The 17,754-nt window shown below is 67.1% G+C and carries 16 protein-coding genes; 7 read left to right on the plus strand and 9 right to left on the minus strand.

Annotated elements, in window-relative coordinates; all coding sequences use genetic code 11:
• Nucleotides 1-12: 12 nt before the first annotated feature.
• The 9 genes from AC1DIQ_RS04295 to AC1DIQ_RS04335 all read right to left on the minus strand — a co-directional run bounded on the left by AC1DIQ_RS04295 (nucleotide 13) and on the right by AC1DIQ_RS04335 (nucleotide 10,304).
• Nucleotides 13-1,290: a citrate synthase gene (locus AC1DIQ_RS04295; RefSeq protein ID WP_121039442.1), complete on the minus strand. Its 1,278-nt coding sequence runs from the start codon at nucleotides 1,288-1,290 to the stop codon at nucleotides 13-15.
• 316 nt (nucleotides 1,291-1,606) lie between these two features.
• Nucleotides 1,607-1,867, minus strand: coding sequence for a type B 50S ribosomal protein L31 (locus AC1DIQ_RS04300; RefSeq protein ID WP_019183873.1), 261 nt, complete (start codon nucleotides 1,865-1,867; stop codon nucleotides 1,607-1,609).
• Nucleotides 1,868-1,979: 112 nt separating this feature from the next.
• Nucleotides 1,980-2,915: a nucleoside hydrolase gene (locus AC1DIQ_RS04305; protein WP_088432679.1), complete on the minus strand. Its 936-nt coding sequence runs from the start codon at nucleotides 2,913-2,915 to the stop codon at nucleotides 1,980-1,982.
• Between the two features lie 311 nt (nucleotides 2,916-3,226).
• Entirely contained in the window at nucleotides 3,227-5,338 is a 2,112-nt protein-coding gene (gene recG, locus AC1DIQ_RS04310) for an ATP-dependent DNA helicase RecG (protein ID WP_121039445.1), read from the minus strand.
• 1 nt (nucleotide 5,339) lies between these two features.
• Entirely contained in the window at nucleotides 5,340-5,732 is a 393-nt protein-coding gene (locus AC1DIQ_RS04315) for a RidA family protein (RefSeq protein WP_121039448.1), read from the minus strand.
• A gap of 321 nt (nucleotides 5,733-6,053) precedes the next feature.
• On the minus strand, nucleotides 6,054-8,213 hold the full coding sequence (locus AC1DIQ_RS04320; RefSeq protein ID WP_121039451.1) for a RelA/SpoT family protein: 2,160 nt from the start codon (nucleotides 8,211-8,213) through the stop codon (nucleotides 6,054-6,056).
• A gap of 156 nt (nucleotides 8,214-8,369) precedes the next feature.
• The gene (gene rpoZ / locus AC1DIQ_RS04325; protein ID WP_005410877.1) at nucleotides 8,370-8,669 is read right to left on the minus strand and encodes a DNA-directed RNA polymerase subunit omega; all 300 of its coding nucleotides are present in this window, start codon (nucleotides 8,667-8,669) and stop codon (nucleotides 8,370-8,372) included.
• A 112-nt stretch (nucleotides 8,670-8,781) separates the two neighbouring features.
• Nucleotides 8,782-9,447 (minus strand): guanylate kinase, encoded by a 666-nt coding sequence (gmk, locus tag AC1DIQ_RS04330; RefSeq protein ID WP_455900118.1) that lies wholly within the window; start codon nucleotides 9,445-9,447, stop codon nucleotides 8,782-8,784.
• The gene (locus AC1DIQ_RS04335; RefSeq protein ID WP_478049474.1) at nucleotides 9,444-10,304 is read right to left on the minus strand and encodes a YicC/YloC family endoribonuclease; all 861 of its coding nucleotides are present in this window, start codon (nucleotides 10,302-10,304) and stop codon (nucleotides 9,444-9,446) included. Before AC1DIQ_RS04335 ends, gmk begins: the two co-directional genes overlap by 4 nt.
• A 120-nt stretch (nucleotides 10,305-10,424) precedes the next feature.
• Between AC1DIQ_RS04335 and rph the strand changes: the two genes are divergently transcribed.
• From rph to pepQ, 7 genes are all read left to right on the plus strand, one after another.
• A complete protein-coding gene (rph, locus tag AC1DIQ_RS04340; RefSeq protein WP_088432674.1) occupies nucleotides 10,425-11,153 on the plus strand; it encodes a ribonuclease PH in 729 nt (242 codons plus the stop codon).
• Nucleotides 11,150-11,539 carry a VOC family protein gene (locus tag AC1DIQ_RS04345; RefSeq protein ID WP_478049475.1) on the plus strand — a complete coding sequence of 130 codons (390 nt, stop codon included), beginning with the start codon at nucleotides 11,150-11,152 and terminating at the stop codon, nucleotides 11,537-11,539. The genes rph and AC1DIQ_RS04345 overlap by 4 nt, the downstream gene beginning before the upstream one ends.
• Nucleotides 11,536-12,129: an RdgB/HAM1 family non-canonical purine NTP pyrophosphatase gene (rdgB, locus tag AC1DIQ_RS04350; RefSeq protein WP_183073697.1), complete on the plus strand. Its 594-nt coding sequence runs from the start codon at nucleotides 11,536-11,538 to the stop codon at nucleotides 12,127-12,129. The genes AC1DIQ_RS04345 and rdgB overlap by 4 nt, the downstream gene beginning before the upstream one ends.
• Complete coding sequence (gene hemW / locus AC1DIQ_RS04355; protein WP_226956627.1) at nucleotides 12,129-13,346, plus strand: radical SAM family heme chaperone HemW; 1,218 nt, start codon at nucleotides 12,129-12,131, stop codon at nucleotides 13,344-13,346. The genes rdgB and hemW overlap by 1 nt, the downstream gene beginning before the upstream one ends.
• A 132-nt stretch (nucleotides 13,347-13,478) precedes the next feature.
• A complete protein-coding gene (locus AC1DIQ_RS04360; RefSeq protein ID WP_478049476.1) occupies nucleotides 13,479-15,956 on the plus strand; it encodes a DUF1631 domain-containing protein in 2,478 nt (825 codons plus the stop codon).
• Nucleotides 15,953-16,303 carry a PilZ domain-containing protein gene (locus AC1DIQ_RS04365; protein WP_478049477.1) on the plus strand — a complete coding sequence of 117 codons (351 nt, stop codon included), beginning with the start codon at nucleotides 15,953-15,955 and terminating at the stop codon, nucleotides 16,301-16,303. The genes AC1DIQ_RS04360 and AC1DIQ_RS04365 overlap by 4 nt, the downstream gene beginning before the upstream one ends.
• Before the next feature lie 82 nt (nucleotides 16,304-16,385).
• Entirely contained in the window at nucleotides 16,386-17,714 is a 1,329-nt protein-coding gene (pepQ, locus tag AC1DIQ_RS04370; protein WP_152152555.1) for a Xaa-Pro dipeptidase, read from the plus strand.
• Nucleotides 17,715-17,754 lie beyond the last annotated feature (40 nt).

The raw sequence follows: 17,754 nt of genomic DNA on the forward strand, positions 1-17,754 counted from the left end.
CTGCCGGGGCGATCAGCCCTGGTAGTCGCGCACGTCGCTGCCGGTGTAGACCTGGCGCGGACGGCCGATCTTCATTTCCGGATCGACCTGCTGTTCCAGCCAATGTGCCACCCAGCCGGAGGTACGGCCGAGAGCGAACATGACGGTGAACATTTCGGTCGGGATCTGCAGCGCCTTGTAGATGATGCCGCTGTAGAAATCGACGTTCGGGTACAGCTTGCGGGCGACGAAGTAGTCATCCTGCAGCGCGGCCTGTTCCAGCTTGACGGCCACGTCCAGCAGCGGATCCTGCACACCCAGCTGCTTGAGCACCTTGCCGGTCATCTCACCGATGACCTTGGCGCGCGGGTCGAAGTTCTTGTACACGCGGTGGCCGAAGCCCATCAGGCGGAAGCCGGAGGTCTTGTCCTTGGCCTTGAGCACGGCGGACTCGACGTTGTCGGCCGAACCGATCTCTTCCAGCATCTTCAGCACGGCTTCGTTGGCACCGCCGTGGGCCGGACCCCACAGCGCGGTGACGCCCGCGGCGACCGATGCGTACGGGTTGGCGCCGGTCGAACCGACCAGACGCACGGTCGAGGTCGAGGCGTTCTGCTCATGGTCGGCGTGCAGGATGAATAGCAGATCCAGTGCCTTGACCACGTCCTGGTTCAGCTCGTACTGGCCATCGGCGGACTCGAAGGTCTGCTTCAGGAAGCGGCTGACGTAATCCAGCGAGGTGTCCGGCTTGTTGGCCGGCAGGCCCTTGCCGTGGCGGTAGATCAGGGCCGACAGGGTCGGCACCTTGGCGATCAGGCGCACCGCGGCGTGGCGACGCTGTTCGGCGTCGGACAGGTCCAGCGAGGCGTGGTAGATGCCCGACAGCTGCGCGATGGCGGCGGTCAGGATGGCCATCGGATGGGCATCCTTGGCGAAGCTGCCGATCAGCGTGTTGATCGACGGATCCACATCGGCTTCGGCCGCCAGCTCGTCGGTGAAGGCCTTCAGCTGCTCGGCGCTCGGACGCTCGCCGTTGATCAGCAGGTAGGCCACTTCGACGTAGCTCGACTTTTCCGAGAGCTGCTCGATGGGATAGCCGCGATACAGCAGCACGCCCTTGTCACCGTCGATATAGGTGATGGCGGACTTGCAGCTGGCGGTGGCGGTGAAGCCGGAGTCGTACGTGAAGAGACCGGTTTCCTTGGTCAGCTTCGAAATATCGACGCAATCGTTGCCGAGCGTGGGTTTGATGACTGGCAGAACAACCGACGTGTCGCCGGCGTTGAGCGTGACCTGATCAAGATCGGACACTGTGTGCGCTCCTCGAGGGAAGGCGCCCGCCCAAGCGCATGGGTCAGGCACGTGAAGGAAGTCCACGATCGTTATCGTGGATCCCGCCATTATCGCACAGCAACATTTTTGACGCCCTAGGACGGAAGTCGTAGACGCAGCTTCCAGGCCGCACCGCAGGCGCTGTGCCAGCGCGCGCAAGGGCTCGCGCCAACGCACGGACACAGCGTTCCGTCGGCGGGGCATGCAGGCCTCACCTGGCGTTCAGCAAACCGGGGACAACAAAAAACAACGGCCGCCGAGGCGACCGTTGTTTTCAAGCAGCTGCGTCGACAGATCAGGCCGCGGTCGGCGCCGGCTTGCCGAAACGCTTCTGGAACTTGTCGATACGGCCGCTGGTGTCGATCACCTTGTGCTTGCCCGTGTAGAACGGATGCGAAGCCGAGGAGATTTCAACCTTGACGAGCGGATACTCGTTGCCGTCTTCCCACTTGATCGTGTCCTTGGTGGACATGGTCGAACGGGTCAGGATCTTGAAATCAGAGGTAACGTCGTGGAAAACCACGTCGCGGTAAGCAGGATGAATATCGGCCTTCATGGGCGCGCACCGTAATAAGGGCTGGTGGTCAAGAGCGGCATTATAGTCCCGGCCGCCGCAAAGGGCAAGCCGGGTCCATCAACCGTGCGAAAGGTCCGCCGCAGCGGCGTCATCAGACGCCGAGTGCCGCCCTCACCTGGGCCTCGAAGCGACCCTGGTCGTAGGCCATCAGCAGCTGAGTGTTGTCAGGCTGCCCGGTCTGGCGGTTCCAGTCGACAATGGTAGCACCCCGGCTGTGCACGCCGGCCAGTTCCACGTTCAGCGGACGCGATTCGACCCGCAGCGCGCCTTCCGGCTGCAGCGCCCAGGCCATCGCCAGGGCATCGGCGGCGTACCAGCGCTCGCCACGGCTGTCTTCGGACCACAGGCGGGTCTGGCGCGAGATGAGCTCGTAGAAACGGGCCTTGTCGCTGTCCGCCGCCAGCCACTGCTCGACGTCGGCATGCAGCAGGCCGTGGGCGACGGTGGCCTCCCAATCGGCCACTTCGATGTGCGGGAAGCCGGTGAACACGATGTGCGCCGCCTCCGGATCGAAGGCGATGTTGAACTCGGCGGCCGGGGTGATGTTGCCGTGGCAGGTCACCGCCCCGCCCATGACCAGGAAGCGCTTCACGCGCTGCGGCAGGGTCGGGTCGAGCTTCAGGGCCAGCGCCAGGTTGGTCAGCGGGCCGAGTGCGACCAGGAACAGCTCACCGGCGTATTCGTGCGACAGGCGCAGGATCGCCAGCGCAGCGTGTTCGGCCTCGGCCTGGCGCTTGGCGGCCGGCAGGTTCACATCGCCAAAGCCATCGGCGCCGTGCACATGGGCGGCATCGACAGAGGGGTGCAGCAGCGGGTCGGCGGTACCGGCGTAGACCGGCACATCGTCGCGGCCAGCCACTTCGCACAGTTTCAGGGCATTGCGGACCGTGTGGTCCAGGCCTACGTTGCCGGCGGCGATGGTCAGGCCAACGATATCGTGGCGCTCATCGGCGAAGGCCATCAACAGGGCCAGGGCATCATCGACACCGGGGTCGGTGTCGATCAACAGCGGAATCTTCTTGCTCATCGTTGCCGTCTTGATAATCGGCAAGGGACTTTCGCACCCTGTCATGACAAATACAAGGCGGCGCCCGCCGACGCCTCACGTTGGCCACAAAGCCGACGGGCGTTGAATGTGCGTGGCTCCTGCTTCGATTACTCGACCGCAATCGGATGGGCCACTTCGCGGCCGGCAGGCCTGTCTGCAAATGTCCCCCGGTATCCGCCTGGCGGCGGCTACCTCCTCCTTGATTTTGCCGACAGGCCTACCAGCCGCGAAATGGCTCTGATCGTGGAAGGACGCGCGCCGGCCTTCGCCCCCTGCCGACCGCCCGCGCGTTATGCCGACGCGTACCGCACGGCTGCGCCGATCCAGCGTCGCACCACCTGATCGGCCACGTCAGGCGCCTCCGCCAGCAGCCGCTCGGCAAGCGCGTGCACACCTGGCAGCAGATCCGCATCGCGGGCCAGATCGGCCATCCGGAACCCGGCCAGGCCGGTCTGCCGCGTGCCCAGCAATTCGCCCGGGCCACGCAGCTCCAGATCCTTCTCGGCGATCAGGAAGCCATCGTTGGTCTGCCGCATCGTTTCCAGCCGCTCGCGCGCCATGTTCGACAACGGCGCCTGGTACAGCAGCACGCAACGCGATACGGCCGAGCCGCGCCCCACCCGGCCGCGCAGCTGGTGCAGCTGGGCCAGGCCGAGGCGCTCGGCATTCTCGATGATCATCAACGAGGCATTGGGCACGTCCACGCCCACTTCAATCACCGTGGTGGCCACCAGCAGATCGATCTCGCCGGCCTTGAAGGCGACCATCGTGGCGAGTTTCTCACTCGCCTTCAGCCGCCCGTGCACCAGCCCCACGCGCACGCCCGGCAGCAGCGCCTGCAGCGATTCGAACGTGGCCTGCGCGGGCGTGGCATCGAGCTCTTCGCTTTCCTCGATCAGCGTGCAGACCCAGTACACCTGCTGGCCTTCGCGGCACGCGACGGCGATACGCTCGATCAACTCCGGCCGGCGATCATTGTTGAGCGCAACGGTCTGCACCGGCGTGCGCCCGGGCGGCAGTTCGTCGATCGCCGAGACATCCAGATCAGCGTACTCGGACATCGCCAGGGTGCGCGGAATCGGCGTCGCCGTCATCACCAGCTGGTGCGGCACACTGCGCCCACCCGCCCCCTTGTCGCGCAGCGCCAGCCGCTGGTGCACGCCGAAACGGTGCTGCTCATCGACGATCGCCAGTGCCAGATCCTTGAACACCACACTGTCCTGCATCAGCGCGTGCGTACCGACCACCACCTGCGCCTGGCCCGAGGCGACCTCGGCCAACACCTTGGTGCGCGCCTTGCCGGTGACCTTGCCAGCCAGCCACGCCGTGCGCACGCCCAGCGGCTCCAGCCAGGCGCGCAGATTGTTCATATGCTGCTCGGCGAGCAGCTCGGTGGGTGCGGCCAATGCGACCTGCTTGCCCCGCTCCACCGCCAGCATCGCCGCCAACGCGGCCACCACGGTCTTGCCCGAGCCGACATCGCCCTGCACCAGCCGAAGCATCGGATGCGCCTTGGCCAGGTCCTTGCGGATCTGCTCGAACACGCGCTGCTGCGCACCGGTCAGCTGGAACGGCAGGCTGTCGCGCAACTGCGCCACCAAGGCACCCTGACCGCGCAGCGAGGGCGCGTGATGCGCCTGCAACGCCATGCGCTGACGGCGCAGACTCAGGTGGTGTGCCAGCAGTTCTTCGATGGCCAATCGGCGTTGCGCCGGATGCCGGCCCGCGGCCAGCGCCACCAGATCGGCGTCCGGCGGTGGCCGGTGCACGGTCAGCAGCGCACTGCGCAGCGAGGGCAACCCCAGCCCGGACAACCACCCGGCCGGCAGCAGTTCCAGCGTGGATTCTTCCGGCAGCCTGTCCAGCGCCAGGCCGATGAATTTACGCATCGTGGCGGGGCCAACCCCCTCGACCGCCGGATAGACCGGATCGAGGCTGTCGCCCAGCTCGTCATCTTCATTGCCGCCCATCACCCGGTAACTGGGGTGGACGATCTCCAGCCCGTGATGGCCAGGCTTGGCGGTGCCGTAGCAGCGGATGCGCGTGCCCACGGCAAACTGCGCGACCTGCTGGGCGCGGAAGTGGAAGAAACGCAGCACCAGCGTGCCGTACGAATCATCCTCGATCGCGACCTTGAGCACCGGCCGATAGCGGAACCCGCGCTCGACCGCACTCACCCGCCCCTCCACCTGCGCCGCCACGCCCGGCTGCAACTGGGCAATGGTGGTCAGCCGGGTACGGTCTTCATAGCGCAGCGGCAGATGCAGCCACAGATCCTGCAGCGACGACAGGCCACGGGCGGCCAGCTTGATCGCCACGGCCGGCCCGATACCGGAGAGCATCGACAACGATGCCTCCCCGGCTGCGGCCAGCGCCGGTGCAGGAGCCCGTGACCGCGCCACGTCAGGCCTGGTCGAGCACCATCACCGCATCGACTTCGAAGTTGGCCGCCTTCGGCAGACCCGCCACTTCGATGGTCGAACGTGCCGGGAACGGCGCCTTGAAGTAATCCTGCATGACCGCATTGACCTTGGCGAACTCGCCCAGATCGGTCAGGTACAGGCCCAGACGGACGATCTGATCCAGCGAACCACCGGCCTCTTCGGCCACGGCCTTCAGGTTGTCGAACGCACGACGCGCCTGCGCCTCGATATCGCCCACACCCACGATGTCACCGGTGGCCGGATCCAGCGGAATCTGGCCCGAGAAGTACACGGTATTGCCCGCACGCACAGCCTGCGAATACGGACCGATGGCCGCCGGGGCCTTGGCACTGGTAATGATCTGACGGGACATGGAAGCTCCACGATTCAAAAGGGGGAACGCAATTGTAGCGCCCCCAAGGGTAGCGCCACGCCATGCGTGGACGCCCCCCCAACCGCGCAGCACCAATGACCCATCCGTTCGCGGTAGCCACGCCACCTGTCTCCGCACCCCCGCACGCCCTGGCAGGGAGGTGACGGGTGGGCCGGGGCAGGACCGTGTGTTGCCATGGATGGCAACACACGAGCTTACAGGGACGTACTTGCAGCGGGTCCTGCCCCGGCCTGCCCGTCACATCCCCCACGCAGGAAGAAGGCGCACGTGAACCGCCGTTGACGGGTAGCAGCTCGCGCGTTACTGGCGCCTGACCGACTGCACCACCGACAACCGCCGCAGACGCCGCATCACTTCCGCCAGATGGTTGCGATCGCGCACCTGGATATTGAACGCCAGCACCGCCGCATTGAAATCGCGGTCCAGATAATCCACCCGCTCGATGTTGGAATGGCTCTGCGCGATCGCCGCCGCCAACTGCGCCAGCACACCGGTCCCGTTCTCCACCTCGACGATCAACGAGGTGTCGTAATCCCCGGATACCGTCGTATCCCACCCGATCGGCACCCAGCGCTCCGGCGACTTGCGCAGCTCGGCCAGGTTCGGGCAGTCCAGACGGTGCACCACGATGCCCTTGCCGGCCGTGTGGTAGCCCATGATGTCGTCGCCCGGAATCGGCTGACAACAGTTCGCGAAGCTCACTACCCCGCGCTCGCTGCCATTGATCAGGATCTTTTCCTGCGAATGCTTGGAATGCGCCCCACCGCGCAGCTCCGCATACGCCATCAGCGCCTGCGCGGCCTGGTTCGGCATCCAGTTGCCCAGCGCCACTTCGGCCAGCAGGGCCTCCAGGCGCGGATACCGGTGCTCGGCCAGGAACGCATCCAGGCGCCCCTTCGGCAACCGCTCCAGCGAGCTGTCCATCGCCTCCAGCGCGCGGTCCAGCATCCGATGGCCCAACTGCACCGCGTCCTCGTGCTCGAGCTGCTTGAGCTGATGACGGATCGCCGTGCGCGCCTTGGAACTGACCACGAACTCCAGCCACTGCGGCTTGGGCGTGGCCGAACGCGCGGTGATCACTTCCACCGTCTGCCCACTGACCAGCTTGGTGCGCAGCGGGACGAGCTTCTTGTCCACCCGCGAGGCGACCGCCATGTTGCCCACATCGGTATGCACCGCATAGGCGAAATCCAGCGCCGTGGAATTGCGCGGCAGCGCCAGGATCTTGCCCTTGGGCGTGAACAGATAGACCTCGTCCGGAAACAGATCCACCTTGACGTTGTCCAGGAATTCCAGCGACGAGCCGGCGGCACGCTGCGAATCGATCAACTCCACGATCCACGCATGCGCACGGCTCTGTGCGCTGTTGGGCGAGTCGCCCCCGAACTTGTAGGTCCAGTGCGCGGCCACGCCGCGCTCGGCGATCAGGTCCATCTCCTCGGTACGGATCTGCACCTCGATCGGCGAGCCATACGGCCCGAACAGCACCGTGTGCAGCGACTGGTAGCCGTTGGCCTTGGGGATCGCGATGAAATCGCGGAAGCGCCCATCCAGCGGCTTGAAGGTGGCATGCACCGCGCCGAGCGCGTGGTAGGCGCTGGGCACGTTGCGCACGACCAGGCGGAAGCCGAACACATCCATGACCTGGTCGAAGGATTTGTTCTCGTCGTGCATCTTGTTGTAGATGCTCCACGGGGTCTTGATGCGGCTGACCAGGCGATGCTCCAGCCCTTCCTTGGCCAGGCGCTGGCTCAACTGCACTTCCACCTGCGCCATCGCCTCGCGGCGCACCACCGGCTGGCTGCGGATGTGTTTTTCCAGGATCGCGTGGCGCCACGGATACAGCGCCTTGAAGCCCAGGTTCTGCAGCTCGCTCTTGACCAGGCTCATGCCCAGCCGCTGCGCGATCGGGGCGTAGATTTCCAGCGTTTCGCGGGCGATGCGGCCACGTGCCTCGCGGCTCTGCGCACCCAGCGTACGCATGTTGTGCAGGCGGTCGGCCAGCTTGATCATGATCACGCGCAGATCGCGCGACATCGCCAGCAGCATCTTGCGGAAACTCTCCGCCGCCGCTTCCTGGCGATCACGGAACTTCAGCTTGTCCAGCTTGGTCACGCCATCGACCAGCTCGGCCACGGCTTCGCCGAACTCGGCGGCCAGCTCCTCGCGGGTCAGCGGCGTGTCTTCGATGGTGTCGTGCAGGATCGCAGCGATCAGCGCCTCCACGTCCAGGCCGAGCTCGGCCAGCACCTGGGCCACGGCGACCGGATGGGTAATGTAGGGTTCGCCCGACTTGCGGGTCTGGCCGGCATGCGCGGCGGCGCCTACTTCCCAGGCGCGGCGCAGTAGTGGCAGTTGGTCGGGCGGCAGATAGTGCGCTGCGCGCTCAAGCTGGAGGACATAGTCGGGTACGGCCGCGCCGGCGGGCGTGGCGACCTTGGCAGTGGGGCCTGGGTTCATGCTCAAAGACTATGCCAGCGGCGTGATATCGGCAAATCCTGAACAGGGAGTTTCACCTGCAACAACACGCCCTCACCACAGCGACTGGCGGCACAAACGAAACAGCCCGCCAAAAGGCGGGCTGTTCGCAGCAACAACAACGGACGCGCGAGGCGATCAGTCGTCGTTCTTGGACATGTCTTCGTCGGCGACGACTTCGGCAGCGGCCCATTCCAGTGCTTCACGCTCGGCACGCTCGCGCTCGGCCTTCTCGACTTCGTCGATCAGGGCGTTGTCGATCTTGCGGGCGGCAATTTCGCGCAGCGCCAGCACGGTCGGCTTGTCTTCGGTTTCGCTGTTGTCCAGGGTGGCCTGGACGCCATTGGCCAGCTGACGGGCGCGCTTGGACGCCATCATGACCAGTTCGAAACGGTTGTTCACGACTTCCAGACAATCTTCTACGGTGATGCGGGCCATGCGGGCTCCCGGCAGCCGGTGAGGGCTGCTCAATCGAATGAGGGAAAGGGGACGGATTGTACCGGCCAGGGCTGGACAAAATCAAGCCAACCGGCTAGCACCCCGTTGAGAATCAGTCGGTTGTGGCCGGATCCTGGGTCAGCAGGGCCTGGATGAGGCCCGCGTGGCGGACCTTCTGGGCCTCCCGGCGCAGGCGGCTGGCCGTGAAGATGGCACACAGCTCGTCCACCGCGGTCTCGAAGACCTCGTTGACGATCACGTAGTCGAAGTCGTTGAAGTGCAGCATTTCTTCACGCGCGGCGGACAGGCGCTGGGCGATCACCGCCTCGCTGTCCTGCCCGCGCTTGCGCATCCGGTCCTGCAGCGCCTGCTTGGACGGCGGCAGGATGAACACGGTGACCGTGCCCGGCACCAGCTGGCGGACCTGCTGGGCGCCCTGCCAATCGATTTCCAGCAGCACGTCCTGGCCGGCCGACAGCTGCGGCTCGACCGACTGCCGCGCGGTGCCCTTCCAGTCGCCATGGACCCAGGCATGCTCGAAGAAGTCACCGGCGGCGATCATCCGCTCGAATTCCTCGGCGCTGACGAAGTGGTAGTGCTCGCCATTGATCTCACCCGGGCGCGTGGCGCGCGAGGTGAACGAGATCGACAGGGCGATCTGCGGGTCGCGGGCCAGGGTGGCGTTGACGATGCTGCTCTTGCCGGCCCCGGAGGGCGCGGCGACGATGTACAGGGTGCCGCGCGCAGGCGCGCCGACGGGCGGGATCTGGCTGCTCATTCGATGTTCTGCACCTGTTCGCGGATCTGGTCGATCAGCACCTTCAGCTCGACGGCGGCATTGGAGGTGCGGCTGTCCACCGATTTGGAGCCCAGCGTATTGGCCTCGCGGTTGAACTCCTGCAGCAGGAAGTCCAGGCGGCGGCCGACCGGCTCACGCTGCTTGAAGACGCGGCGGATCTCGGCGATATGGCTGCCCAGGCGGTCCAGCTCCTCATCCACGTCCAGCTTCTGCAGCCACATCACCAGTTCCTGTTCGGCCCGGCCGGGATCGACCGGGTGCGGCAGGTCGGCCAGGCGGGCGGCCAGCTTGGTGCGCTGGCCCTCGCGGATCAGCGGGATCAGGGTGGTGACCTCGGCGGCGATGCGCTCGATGCTGTCCACGCGTTCCTGGATCGCGCTGGCCAGCTTGTCGCCTTCACGCTCACGCGCGGCGACGAAGCCGTCCAGCGCCGTATCCAGCAGCGCCAGGGCTTCGGCATGCAGCGCGGCGGCATCCACGGCCTCTCCCTGCATCACGCCCGGCATCTGCAGCAGTTCGGTGAAGCTCACCTGCAGGCTCGGGAAGCCCGAGGACAGCCGGGTGGCCAGCTCGCCGAGCTGGCCCAGCAGCGCATCGTTGACCACCAGTGCACCGGTGACCTCCGGCGCGCGCAGGCGCATGACCAGATCGATCTTGCCGCGGCTGCAGCGGGAAGCGACGCGCTCGCGCAGGTGCGGCTCCAACGCACGCAGTTCTTCGGGCAGGCGGACGCCGACCTCCAGGAACCGGTGGTTGACCGAGCGCAGCTCACAGGCCAGCGTGCCCCAGCGGGTGGCGCGCTCGCCGTTGGCATAGGCGGTCATGCTTCGAATCATGCGGGTTTCCGGTGCTCTCAAAGTGCAAATGGTACCCTAGCGGTCTCCTTAGAGCCTCCTCGCCCGCCGGTCCCCGGCCCGGGCGTGGCCCCGCATCCCTCGTCTTACCGGAACTTGAGCATGACTGATTCCCGTCCCAGTGGCCGCCAGGCCGACCAGCTGCGCGAAGTGCGCATCGAGCGCGCCTTCACCCGCCACGCCGAGGGCTCGGTCCTGGTCAGCTTCGGCGAGACCCGCGTGCTGTGCACGGCCAGCGTGGAAAACCGCGTACCGGGTTTCCTGCGCGGCAAGGGCGAAGGCTGGGTGACGGCCGAGTACGGCATGCTGCCGCGTTCGACCCACACCCGTAACGACCGCGAAGCCGCCCGCGGCAAGCAGGGTGGCCGCACGCTGGAGATCCAGCGCCTGATCGGCCGCACCCTGCGCGCCTGCATCGACCGCGGCGCGCTCGGCGAGCGCACCATCACGCTCGATTGCGATGTGCTGCAGGCCGACGGCGGCACCCGCACCGCGGCGATCACCGGCGCCTACGTGGCCCTGGTGGATGCGGTGAACTTCCTGATCAAGCGCGGCGACATCAAGCGCAACCCGATCTTCGGCGCGGTCGCGGCGGTGTCGGTTGGCGTGTACCGCGGCACCCCGGTGCTGGATCTGGATTACGCCGAAGACAGCGACTGCGATACCGATATGAACGTCGTGATGAACGACGGCGGCGGCTTCATCGAACTGCAGGGCACCGCCGAAGGCCATGCCTTCCGCCGCGATGAGCTGGATGCGCTGCTGGTCCTGGCCGAAAAGGGCATCAAGGATCTGTTCGCTGCGCAGCAGGCAGCCCTGGCCCAGGCATGAACCGTCGCATCGCCCTGACCACCCTGGTGGTGGCCGACTACGACGAGGCGATCGCCTGGTACACCGGCGCGCTGGGCTTCAGCCTGCTCCAGGACATCGACCAGGGCGACAAGCGCTGGGTGGTGGTCGGGCCGGCCGACGCCAGCGCGGCGGCCCTGCTGCTGGCGCGTGCCAGCAACGAGGAGCAGCGCGCGCGGATCGGCAACCAGACCGGTGGCCGGGTCGGCTTCTTCCTGAACACCGATAATTTCTGGCGCGACCACGCGGCGATGACCGCGCGGGGCGTGGTCTTCCTCGAAACCCCACGCGAGGAGGTCTACGCGACGGTCGCGGTGTTCGGCGATCTGTACGGCAACACGTGGGATCTGCTGGAGCCCAAGCAATGAAACTGGTCCTGGCCAGCGGCAACGCCGGCAAACTGAAGGAACTGCAGGCCATGCTCGGCGGCCTGCCGCTGGAGATCGTGGCGCAGGGCGAGCTGGGTGTCAGCGACGTGCCGGAAACCGGCCTGACCTTCGTCGAGAACGCCCTGATCAAAGCGCGCCATGCCTGCCAGAGCACCGGCCTGCCCGCGCTGGCCGACGATTCGGGCCTGATCGTGGATGCGCTCGACGGCGCACCCGGCCTGTACAGCGCGCGCTATGCCGGCAGCCCGACCAACGATGCCGCCAACAACGCCAAGCTGCTCGAGGCGATGCGCGACGTACCGGCCGAGCGTCGCAGCGCCCGCTTCTATGCAGTGATCGTGCTGCTGCGCCATGCCGATGATCCGCAGCCGCTGATCTGCGAAGGCAGCTGGGAAGGCGTGATCCTCGATGAGCTGCGTGGCAGCCACGGCTTCGGCTACAACCCGCTGTTCCTGGACCCGGTGCTGGCGCAGACCGCCGCAGAAATGGCGCCGGACCTGAAAAACGCGATGAGCCACCGCGCCAAAGCCCTGCAGCTGCTCAAGCAGAAGCTGCCCGCCCTGCTGTGATGGCACACGACCACTGTTCCCACCTGCCCGGCGAAACCTGCACGGGTGATCACGACCACGCACCGCGGCTGGTGACGCCGCCGCTGGCGCTGTACGTGCATCTGCCGTGGTGCGTCCGCAAATGCCCGTACTGCGATTTCAACTCGCATGCGGCCAAGGGTGAGCTGCCGTTCGAGGCTTACATCGACGCGTTGATCCGCGATCTCGATCAGGACCTGCCGCTGGTCTGGGGCCGGGTGGTGAGCAGTGTGTTCTTCGGTGGCGGCACGCCGAGCCTGTTCCCGCCGGAGGCGATCGACCGCTTCCTGCAGGCCGCCTCGGCCCGGCTGCGCTTCGCGCCGAACCTGGAAGTGACGCTGGAGACCAACCCGGGCACCGCCGAGCATGGTCGTTTCGACCGTTACCGCGCCGCCGGTGTGAACCGGATCAGCTTCGGCATCCAGACCTTCAACGACGAGGCGCTCAAGCGGCTGGGCCGCATCCACGACAGTGGCGAGGCCGAGCGGGCGGTGAAGCTGGCGCAGGACGCCGGCTACGACAACTTCAACATCGATCTGATGTACGCGCTGCCGCAGCAGACGCTGGCCCAGGCCGAGCATGACCTGGAGCGCGCCTTCGCGCTGCAGCCCACGCATATGTCGCATTACCAGCTCACCCTGGAGCCGAACACCGTGTTCTTCGCGCGGCCGCCGCAGGGCATCCCCGACGAAGATTCGGCATGGGACATCCAGGAACACTGCCAGCAGATGCTGGCCGAGGCCGGCTATGCGCAGTACGAGGTCAGCGCCTACGCAAAACCCGGCCGGCAGAGCCAGCACAACCTCAATTACTGGCGCTTTGGCGACTACCTGGGGATCGGTGCCGGTGCACACGGCAAGATCAGCAGCGGCGCCGAAGAACACGTGCTGCGCCGCTGGAAGCACAAGCATCCGCAGACCTTCATGGACACTGCCGGGACCGCAGCCTCGATCGGCGGCGACGATGTGATCAGCGCCGAGCGCCTGCCGTTCGAGTACATGCTCAACCTGCTGCGCCTGCATGAAGGCTTCAGCCTGAAGGATTTTGAATCGCGTACCGGCCTGGACCGGGCGCGGATCGCCGAGCCGCTGCGCATTGCCGTGGCCAAGAGCTGGATGACCGTGACCGGCGATGAGGTCATCCCTACCGAACTGGGCCGGCGCTTCACCAACGACGTGGTCGAGCTGTTCCTGCCCTGAGCAGGCGGCGCCTGCCCGGACGGTAATGCCGGCCGCTGGCCGGCGCCGGGAACCCCGAACCGTGTCGCTTCTGGCAGGGACCGGGCGAAACCGTTAGATTCCGTGTTCTCAGGGGAGCTGGAAGAACATCGGATGTCTGCGCCCGCACCTTCGTCGTCCCAGCCCGACATGACCCGCTTTGCGGACGTGGCCGCGCCGCCGCGCGTGCGCCGCCTGCTGGCCGCGCTGCACGGGCTGGCAGTGCAGACCCTCACCGCGCCGCTCAAGCTGACCATCGTGGAGCTCGAGCGCGAGCTGTTCCGCGATGCCGAGCGCGCGCGCAACAGCCAGATCCAGGCGGACATCTTCGCGCAGGCGCGCCAGCTGCATGAAGTCAACGCGCAGTTCGGCCCCCGCTTCCTGGAGGCGGTGGCGGTGAGCCTGGCCAGCCTGCGCGGCCCCCGCCACACCCAGCGCATCGTCCCGACCGAGGTATCCGTTTCGGCTACCGCGCTGACCCTGGTCAACGACACCGACGTGGACCGCGACATCGTGCTGGTGGACATCATCCGCCGCGAAGCCCAGCGCTCGGCCACCGCCCTGCAGTTGCTCGGCCAGCGCTTCGGGGTGCTCGCCGCCGGACCGGCCTTCGATGTCGATGACCTGCCGTTCGGGCCGCAGGCGCTGTGCCGGATCGTGCGCGAACTGGGTGAAGACTTCGCGCTGGGCCTGGAAACACAGCTGGCGCTCTACCGCGTGTTCGACCGTCAATTGCTGGAGCGGCTGGGTGAACTGCTCGAACGCGCCAATATCCTGCTTGCGCACGAAGGCGTGCTTCCAGGGCTGGTGTACACCCCCTATCTCGCCCGCTCGGCAACCACGCGCCGGATCATCACCGGTCCCGAGCGTGGCCCGCCCGGCGCACGCGGCGGCGCGGCGGCGCGGCCCCTGACCGGCTGGAACGGCAGCGCGCCGAGTACCGGCTGGGCAGCGATGACCGAGCAAGCCATGGCACTGGCCACGGCGTCCGCCGCGCCGGACGGCACCGCACCCATCGGTGACGCGGCGGCGGCACCGCCGACGGCATCGGCGTCCGTGTCAGCGCCGAGCGCCCCCACCAGCCCCGCTGCAGCCGACCTCGGTGCACCGGCAATGTCAGCGCTGCACCAGCTGTTGGGCGCTGCCCGGCAGGCACATGCGGCCGGCGCGGTACCTGGCGGCGCAGCGCTGGCCGCGCAAGCCGTCGGCGCCTCGGCCCAGGCCGTTGCCACGCCCACGGAAAACGCCTTCCTGGCGCCCGAGGCGCCCCCCGCGCTGGCGGTACCGGCCGAAGCCGTGCACGCCACGCTGGCCAGGCTGCAGAGCCAAGCGGTCGCCCCCGGCGGCGCCCGCCGCAGCATGGCCGATCTGCACAACGCGCTGCTCGCCCAGGTCCGTGCCGAGCATGGCGCGCAGGCGTCATTGACGGTCAAGGACAGCGACACTTTCGATCTGCTCGACATGCTCTACGGGCAGATCCAGCGCGAGGTGCGGCCCGAGGCCCTGGCCGCCGACCTGCTGACCCGCCTGCAGGTGCCGGTTGCCCGCGCGGCCCTGTCCGACCCGGCCTTCTTCGTGCGCGACCAGCACCCGGCGCGCGAGCTGCTCAATGCGGTGGCCGAGGCCGGCGCCAACTGGCTGGGCGAGGAGGATGTGGACCCGCAGCTGGTGCAGAAGCTCGGCCACGCCGTCGACCAGGTGGTCAACGAGTACGACGGCGATGTGGCGGTCTTCGACACCGCCAACGAGGAGATCCATCAGCACTTCCGCGCCCTGGCCCACAAGGCCGAACTGGCCGAGCGGCGGCATGTCGAAGCCGCCCGCGGCAAGGAGCGGCTGGAAGCGGCCAAGCAGCAGGCCAGCACCAGCATCGAGCAACTGTGCACACAGGCCGCGCCCCCGCGCTTCGTGCAGGCGCTGCTGAAACAGGCGTGGTCGGATGTGCTCACGCTCACCCTGCTGCGCAACGGCGAGACCTCGCCGCAGTGGCAGCAGCGCCAGCAGGAAACTGCCCGGATCGCCGAGGTGACCTGCCTGGCGCCGGGCATGGCCGAGCGTGATGATGTGCTGGGGCAGCAGGTCGAGTCCGCTCTGCTGCAGGTCGGCTACCACCAGGACGAGGCGGCCGCGATCGCGCGGCGCCTGTCCACGCCCGGCGGCGAGGATGACAGCAGTTCACGCACCGAGCTCACCGCCCGCCTGCGCGCCCGCACGCGGCTGGGCGAGCAGGCCGATGCCAGTGATCCGCGCAAGGTCGCCCCGCTCGCGCGCAGCACCGCCGAGGACGACTGCTATCGCCAGCTGCGCACCCTGCCCTTCGGGACCTGGTTCGAGTTCACCACCAACCAGCAGGGCGACGTGCGCCGGCAGCGGTTGTCCTGGTACAGCCTGATCACCGACAACGCGCTGTTCGTCAATCAACGTGGGCAGAAGGTGGGTGAGTACTCGCTGGATGCCCTGTCGCGGTTGATGGCCCATGGCCAGGTGCGGATCGTCACCGAAGACAAGGGCAGGCTGATTGACCGTGCGTGGCAGGCCACCCTGCGCACCCTGCGCTCGCTGGCCGGCACGCCTGCGGAGAACGCCGAATGACCACACCCGATACCCGCCGCGCGCCGCGCCGCCAGGTGGCCGAGCTGGTCCCCGTGACCGACCTGATGGCCGAGACCGTGATCGGCCGGCTCGGCAATGTCTCCGAAACCGGCATGCTGATGCTGGCCTCGGTGCCGATGCAGGACGATGCGCTGTACCAGTTGCAGTTCACCATTCCCGGCCCGCAGGGTCAGCCGCTGCTGATCGACGTCGGCGTGCACCTGCTCTGGAGCGAGCAGACCCATGCACCGGGCCAGGCCTGGGTGGGCTTCCGCTTCCTGACCTTGCCCCGCGAATCACGCGAGCAGCTGCGGCAGTGGATCGCCGAGGAAACTTCGGCAGTCTGAGCGCCGGTTCCGGCACAGCGCCCGCTGGCGGATTGCGGCAGAATCTAGGGCTGCATTCCGCACTGCCAGCGAGCTTCATGCCATGAACCAGCCAGACCTCGGCGCCCTGTATTCCCACCATGCCAGCGTGATGCGCCAGCGCGCCGATGAAGCGCTGGCCCGTGGCGGCTTCGACCATCTGGTGATTCCCAGTGGCACCCTGCATTACCAGGCCTTTGATGATCGCGATTACCCGTATGCGGTGAACCCGAACTTCAAGGCCTGGCTGCCGCTGACCAAGCTGCCCAACAGCTGGCTGGTGTACACCCCCGGCAAGCGCCCGACCCTGATCTTCCATCAGCCCTTCGATTACTGGCACGTGGTGCCGGGTGCGCCGAATGGCTGGTGGGTGGAGCATGTCGATATCCAGATCATCCGCACGCCCGACGAGGCGCTGGCGCTGCTGCCCAAGGATGCGGCGCGTTGCGCGATCCTCGGTGAGCCGCGCAGTGCACTGGGCGCCTTCGTGCCGAACAATCCTGCACCGGTCATCGATTACCTGGACTGGCAGCGCGGCTACAAAACGCCGTATGAAATCGCCCTGATGCGCGAAGCGCAGCGGCTGGGCGTGCGCGGCCACCGTGCCGCCGAAGCCGCCTTCCGCGCTGGCGCCAGCGAATTCGAGATCCACATGGCGTACTGCCGTGCGGTCGGCCAGGACGCCAATGAGTTGCCCTACGGCAACATCATCGGCCTCAACGAACATGCGGCCGTGCTGCACTACACCGATCTGGGCCGCAGCGCGCCGACCCCACTGCGCAGCTTCCTGATCGACGCCGGTGCCAGTGCCCACGGCTATGCCAGCGACATCACGCGCACCTATGCGGCCAGCGGCCATGACGAATTCCAGGCGCTGATCGATGCCGTGGATGCGGCCCAGCAGCAGATGGGCGCCGCTGTGCGTGCCGGCGTGGACTACAAGCAGCTGCACATCGACGCACACCTGTCGCTCATGGGCATCCTCAAGGACTTCGGCGTGCTCAACGTCTCGCCGGAAGCGGCGCTGGCCACCGGCGTGAGCGCGGCCTTCTTCCCGCACGGCCTGGGCCATCTGATCGGGCTGCAGGTGCATGACGTGGCCGGCTTTGCCGCCAGCGACCGCGGTGGCCGCATCGAGCGCCCGCAGGGTCACCCGTACCTGCGCATGACCCGCGTGCTGGAGCCGGGCATGGTGGTCACGATCGAACCGGGCGTGTACTTCATCGACATGCTGCTGGACGAAGTGAAGCAGGCCGGCAATGGCGCCAGCATCAACTGGGAGCGCGTGGATTTCTTCCGCCCGTATGGCGGTGTGCGGATCGAGGACGAGGTGCTGTGCACCGAGGGCGATGCGGACAACCTGACCCGCCCGGTGTTTGCGGCCGCCAGCTGAGCGGCGATGCGGGTGCCGACCCACGGTCGGTACCTGCACT

It is taken from the genome of Stenotrophomonas sp. 05L413 (assembly GCF_056397945.1).

Coding starts and splice junctions, on each gene's coding strand:
- AC1DIQ_RS04300 (WP_019183873.1), bottom strand. CDS start 1,867: ATGAAGGCCGATATTCATCCTGCTTACCGCGACGTGGTTTTCCACGAC.
- AC1DIQ_RS04305 (WP_088432679.1), bottom strand. CDS start 2,915: ATGAGCAAGAAGATTCCGCTGTTGATCGACACCGACCCCGGTGTCGAT.
- AC1DIQ_RS04315 (WP_121039448.1), bottom strand. CDS start 5,732: ATGTCCCGTCAGATCATTACCAGTGCCAAGGCCCCGGCGGCCATCGGT.
- AC1DIQ_RS04320 (WP_121039451.1), bottom strand. CDS start 8,213: ATGAACCCAGGCCCCACTGCCAAGGTCGCCACGCCCGCCGGCGCGGCC.
- rpoZ (WP_005410877.1), bottom strand. CDS start 8,669: ATGGCCCGCATCACCGTAGAAGATTGTCTGGAAGTCGTGAACAACCGT.
- gmk (WP_455900118.1), bottom strand. CDS start 9,447: ATGAGCAGCCAGATCCCGCCCGTCGGCGCGCCTGCGCGCGGCACCCTG.
- AC1DIQ_RS04335 (WP_478049474.1), bottom strand. CDS start 10,304: ATGATTCGAAGCATGACCGCCTATGCCAACGGCGAGCGCGCCACCCGC.
- rph (WP_088432674.1), top strand. CDS start 10,425: ATGACTGATTCCCGTCCCAGTGGCCGCCAGGCCGACCAGCTGCGCGAA.
- AC1DIQ_RS04345 (WP_478049475.1), top strand. CDS start 11,150: ATGAACCGTCGCATCGCCCTGACCACCCTGGTGGTGGCCGACTACGAC.
- rdgB (WP_183073697.1), top strand. CDS start 11,536: ATGAAACTGGTCCTGGCCAGCGGCAACGCCGGCAAACTGAAGGAACTG.
- hemW (WP_226956627.1), top strand. CDS start 12,129: ATGGCACACGACCACTGTTCCCACCTGCCCGGCGAAACCTGCACGGGT.
- AC1DIQ_RS04360 (WP_478049476.1), top strand. CDS start 13,479: ATGTCTGCGCCCGCACCTTCGTCGTCCCAGCCCGACATGACCCGCTTT.
- AC1DIQ_RS04365 (WP_478049477.1), top strand. CDS start 15,953: ATGACCACACCCGATACCCGCCGCGCGCCGCGCCGCCAGGTGGCCGAG.
- pepQ (WP_152152555.1), top strand. CDS start 16,386: ATGAACCAGCCAGACCTCGGCGCCCTGTATTCCCACCATGCCAGCGTG.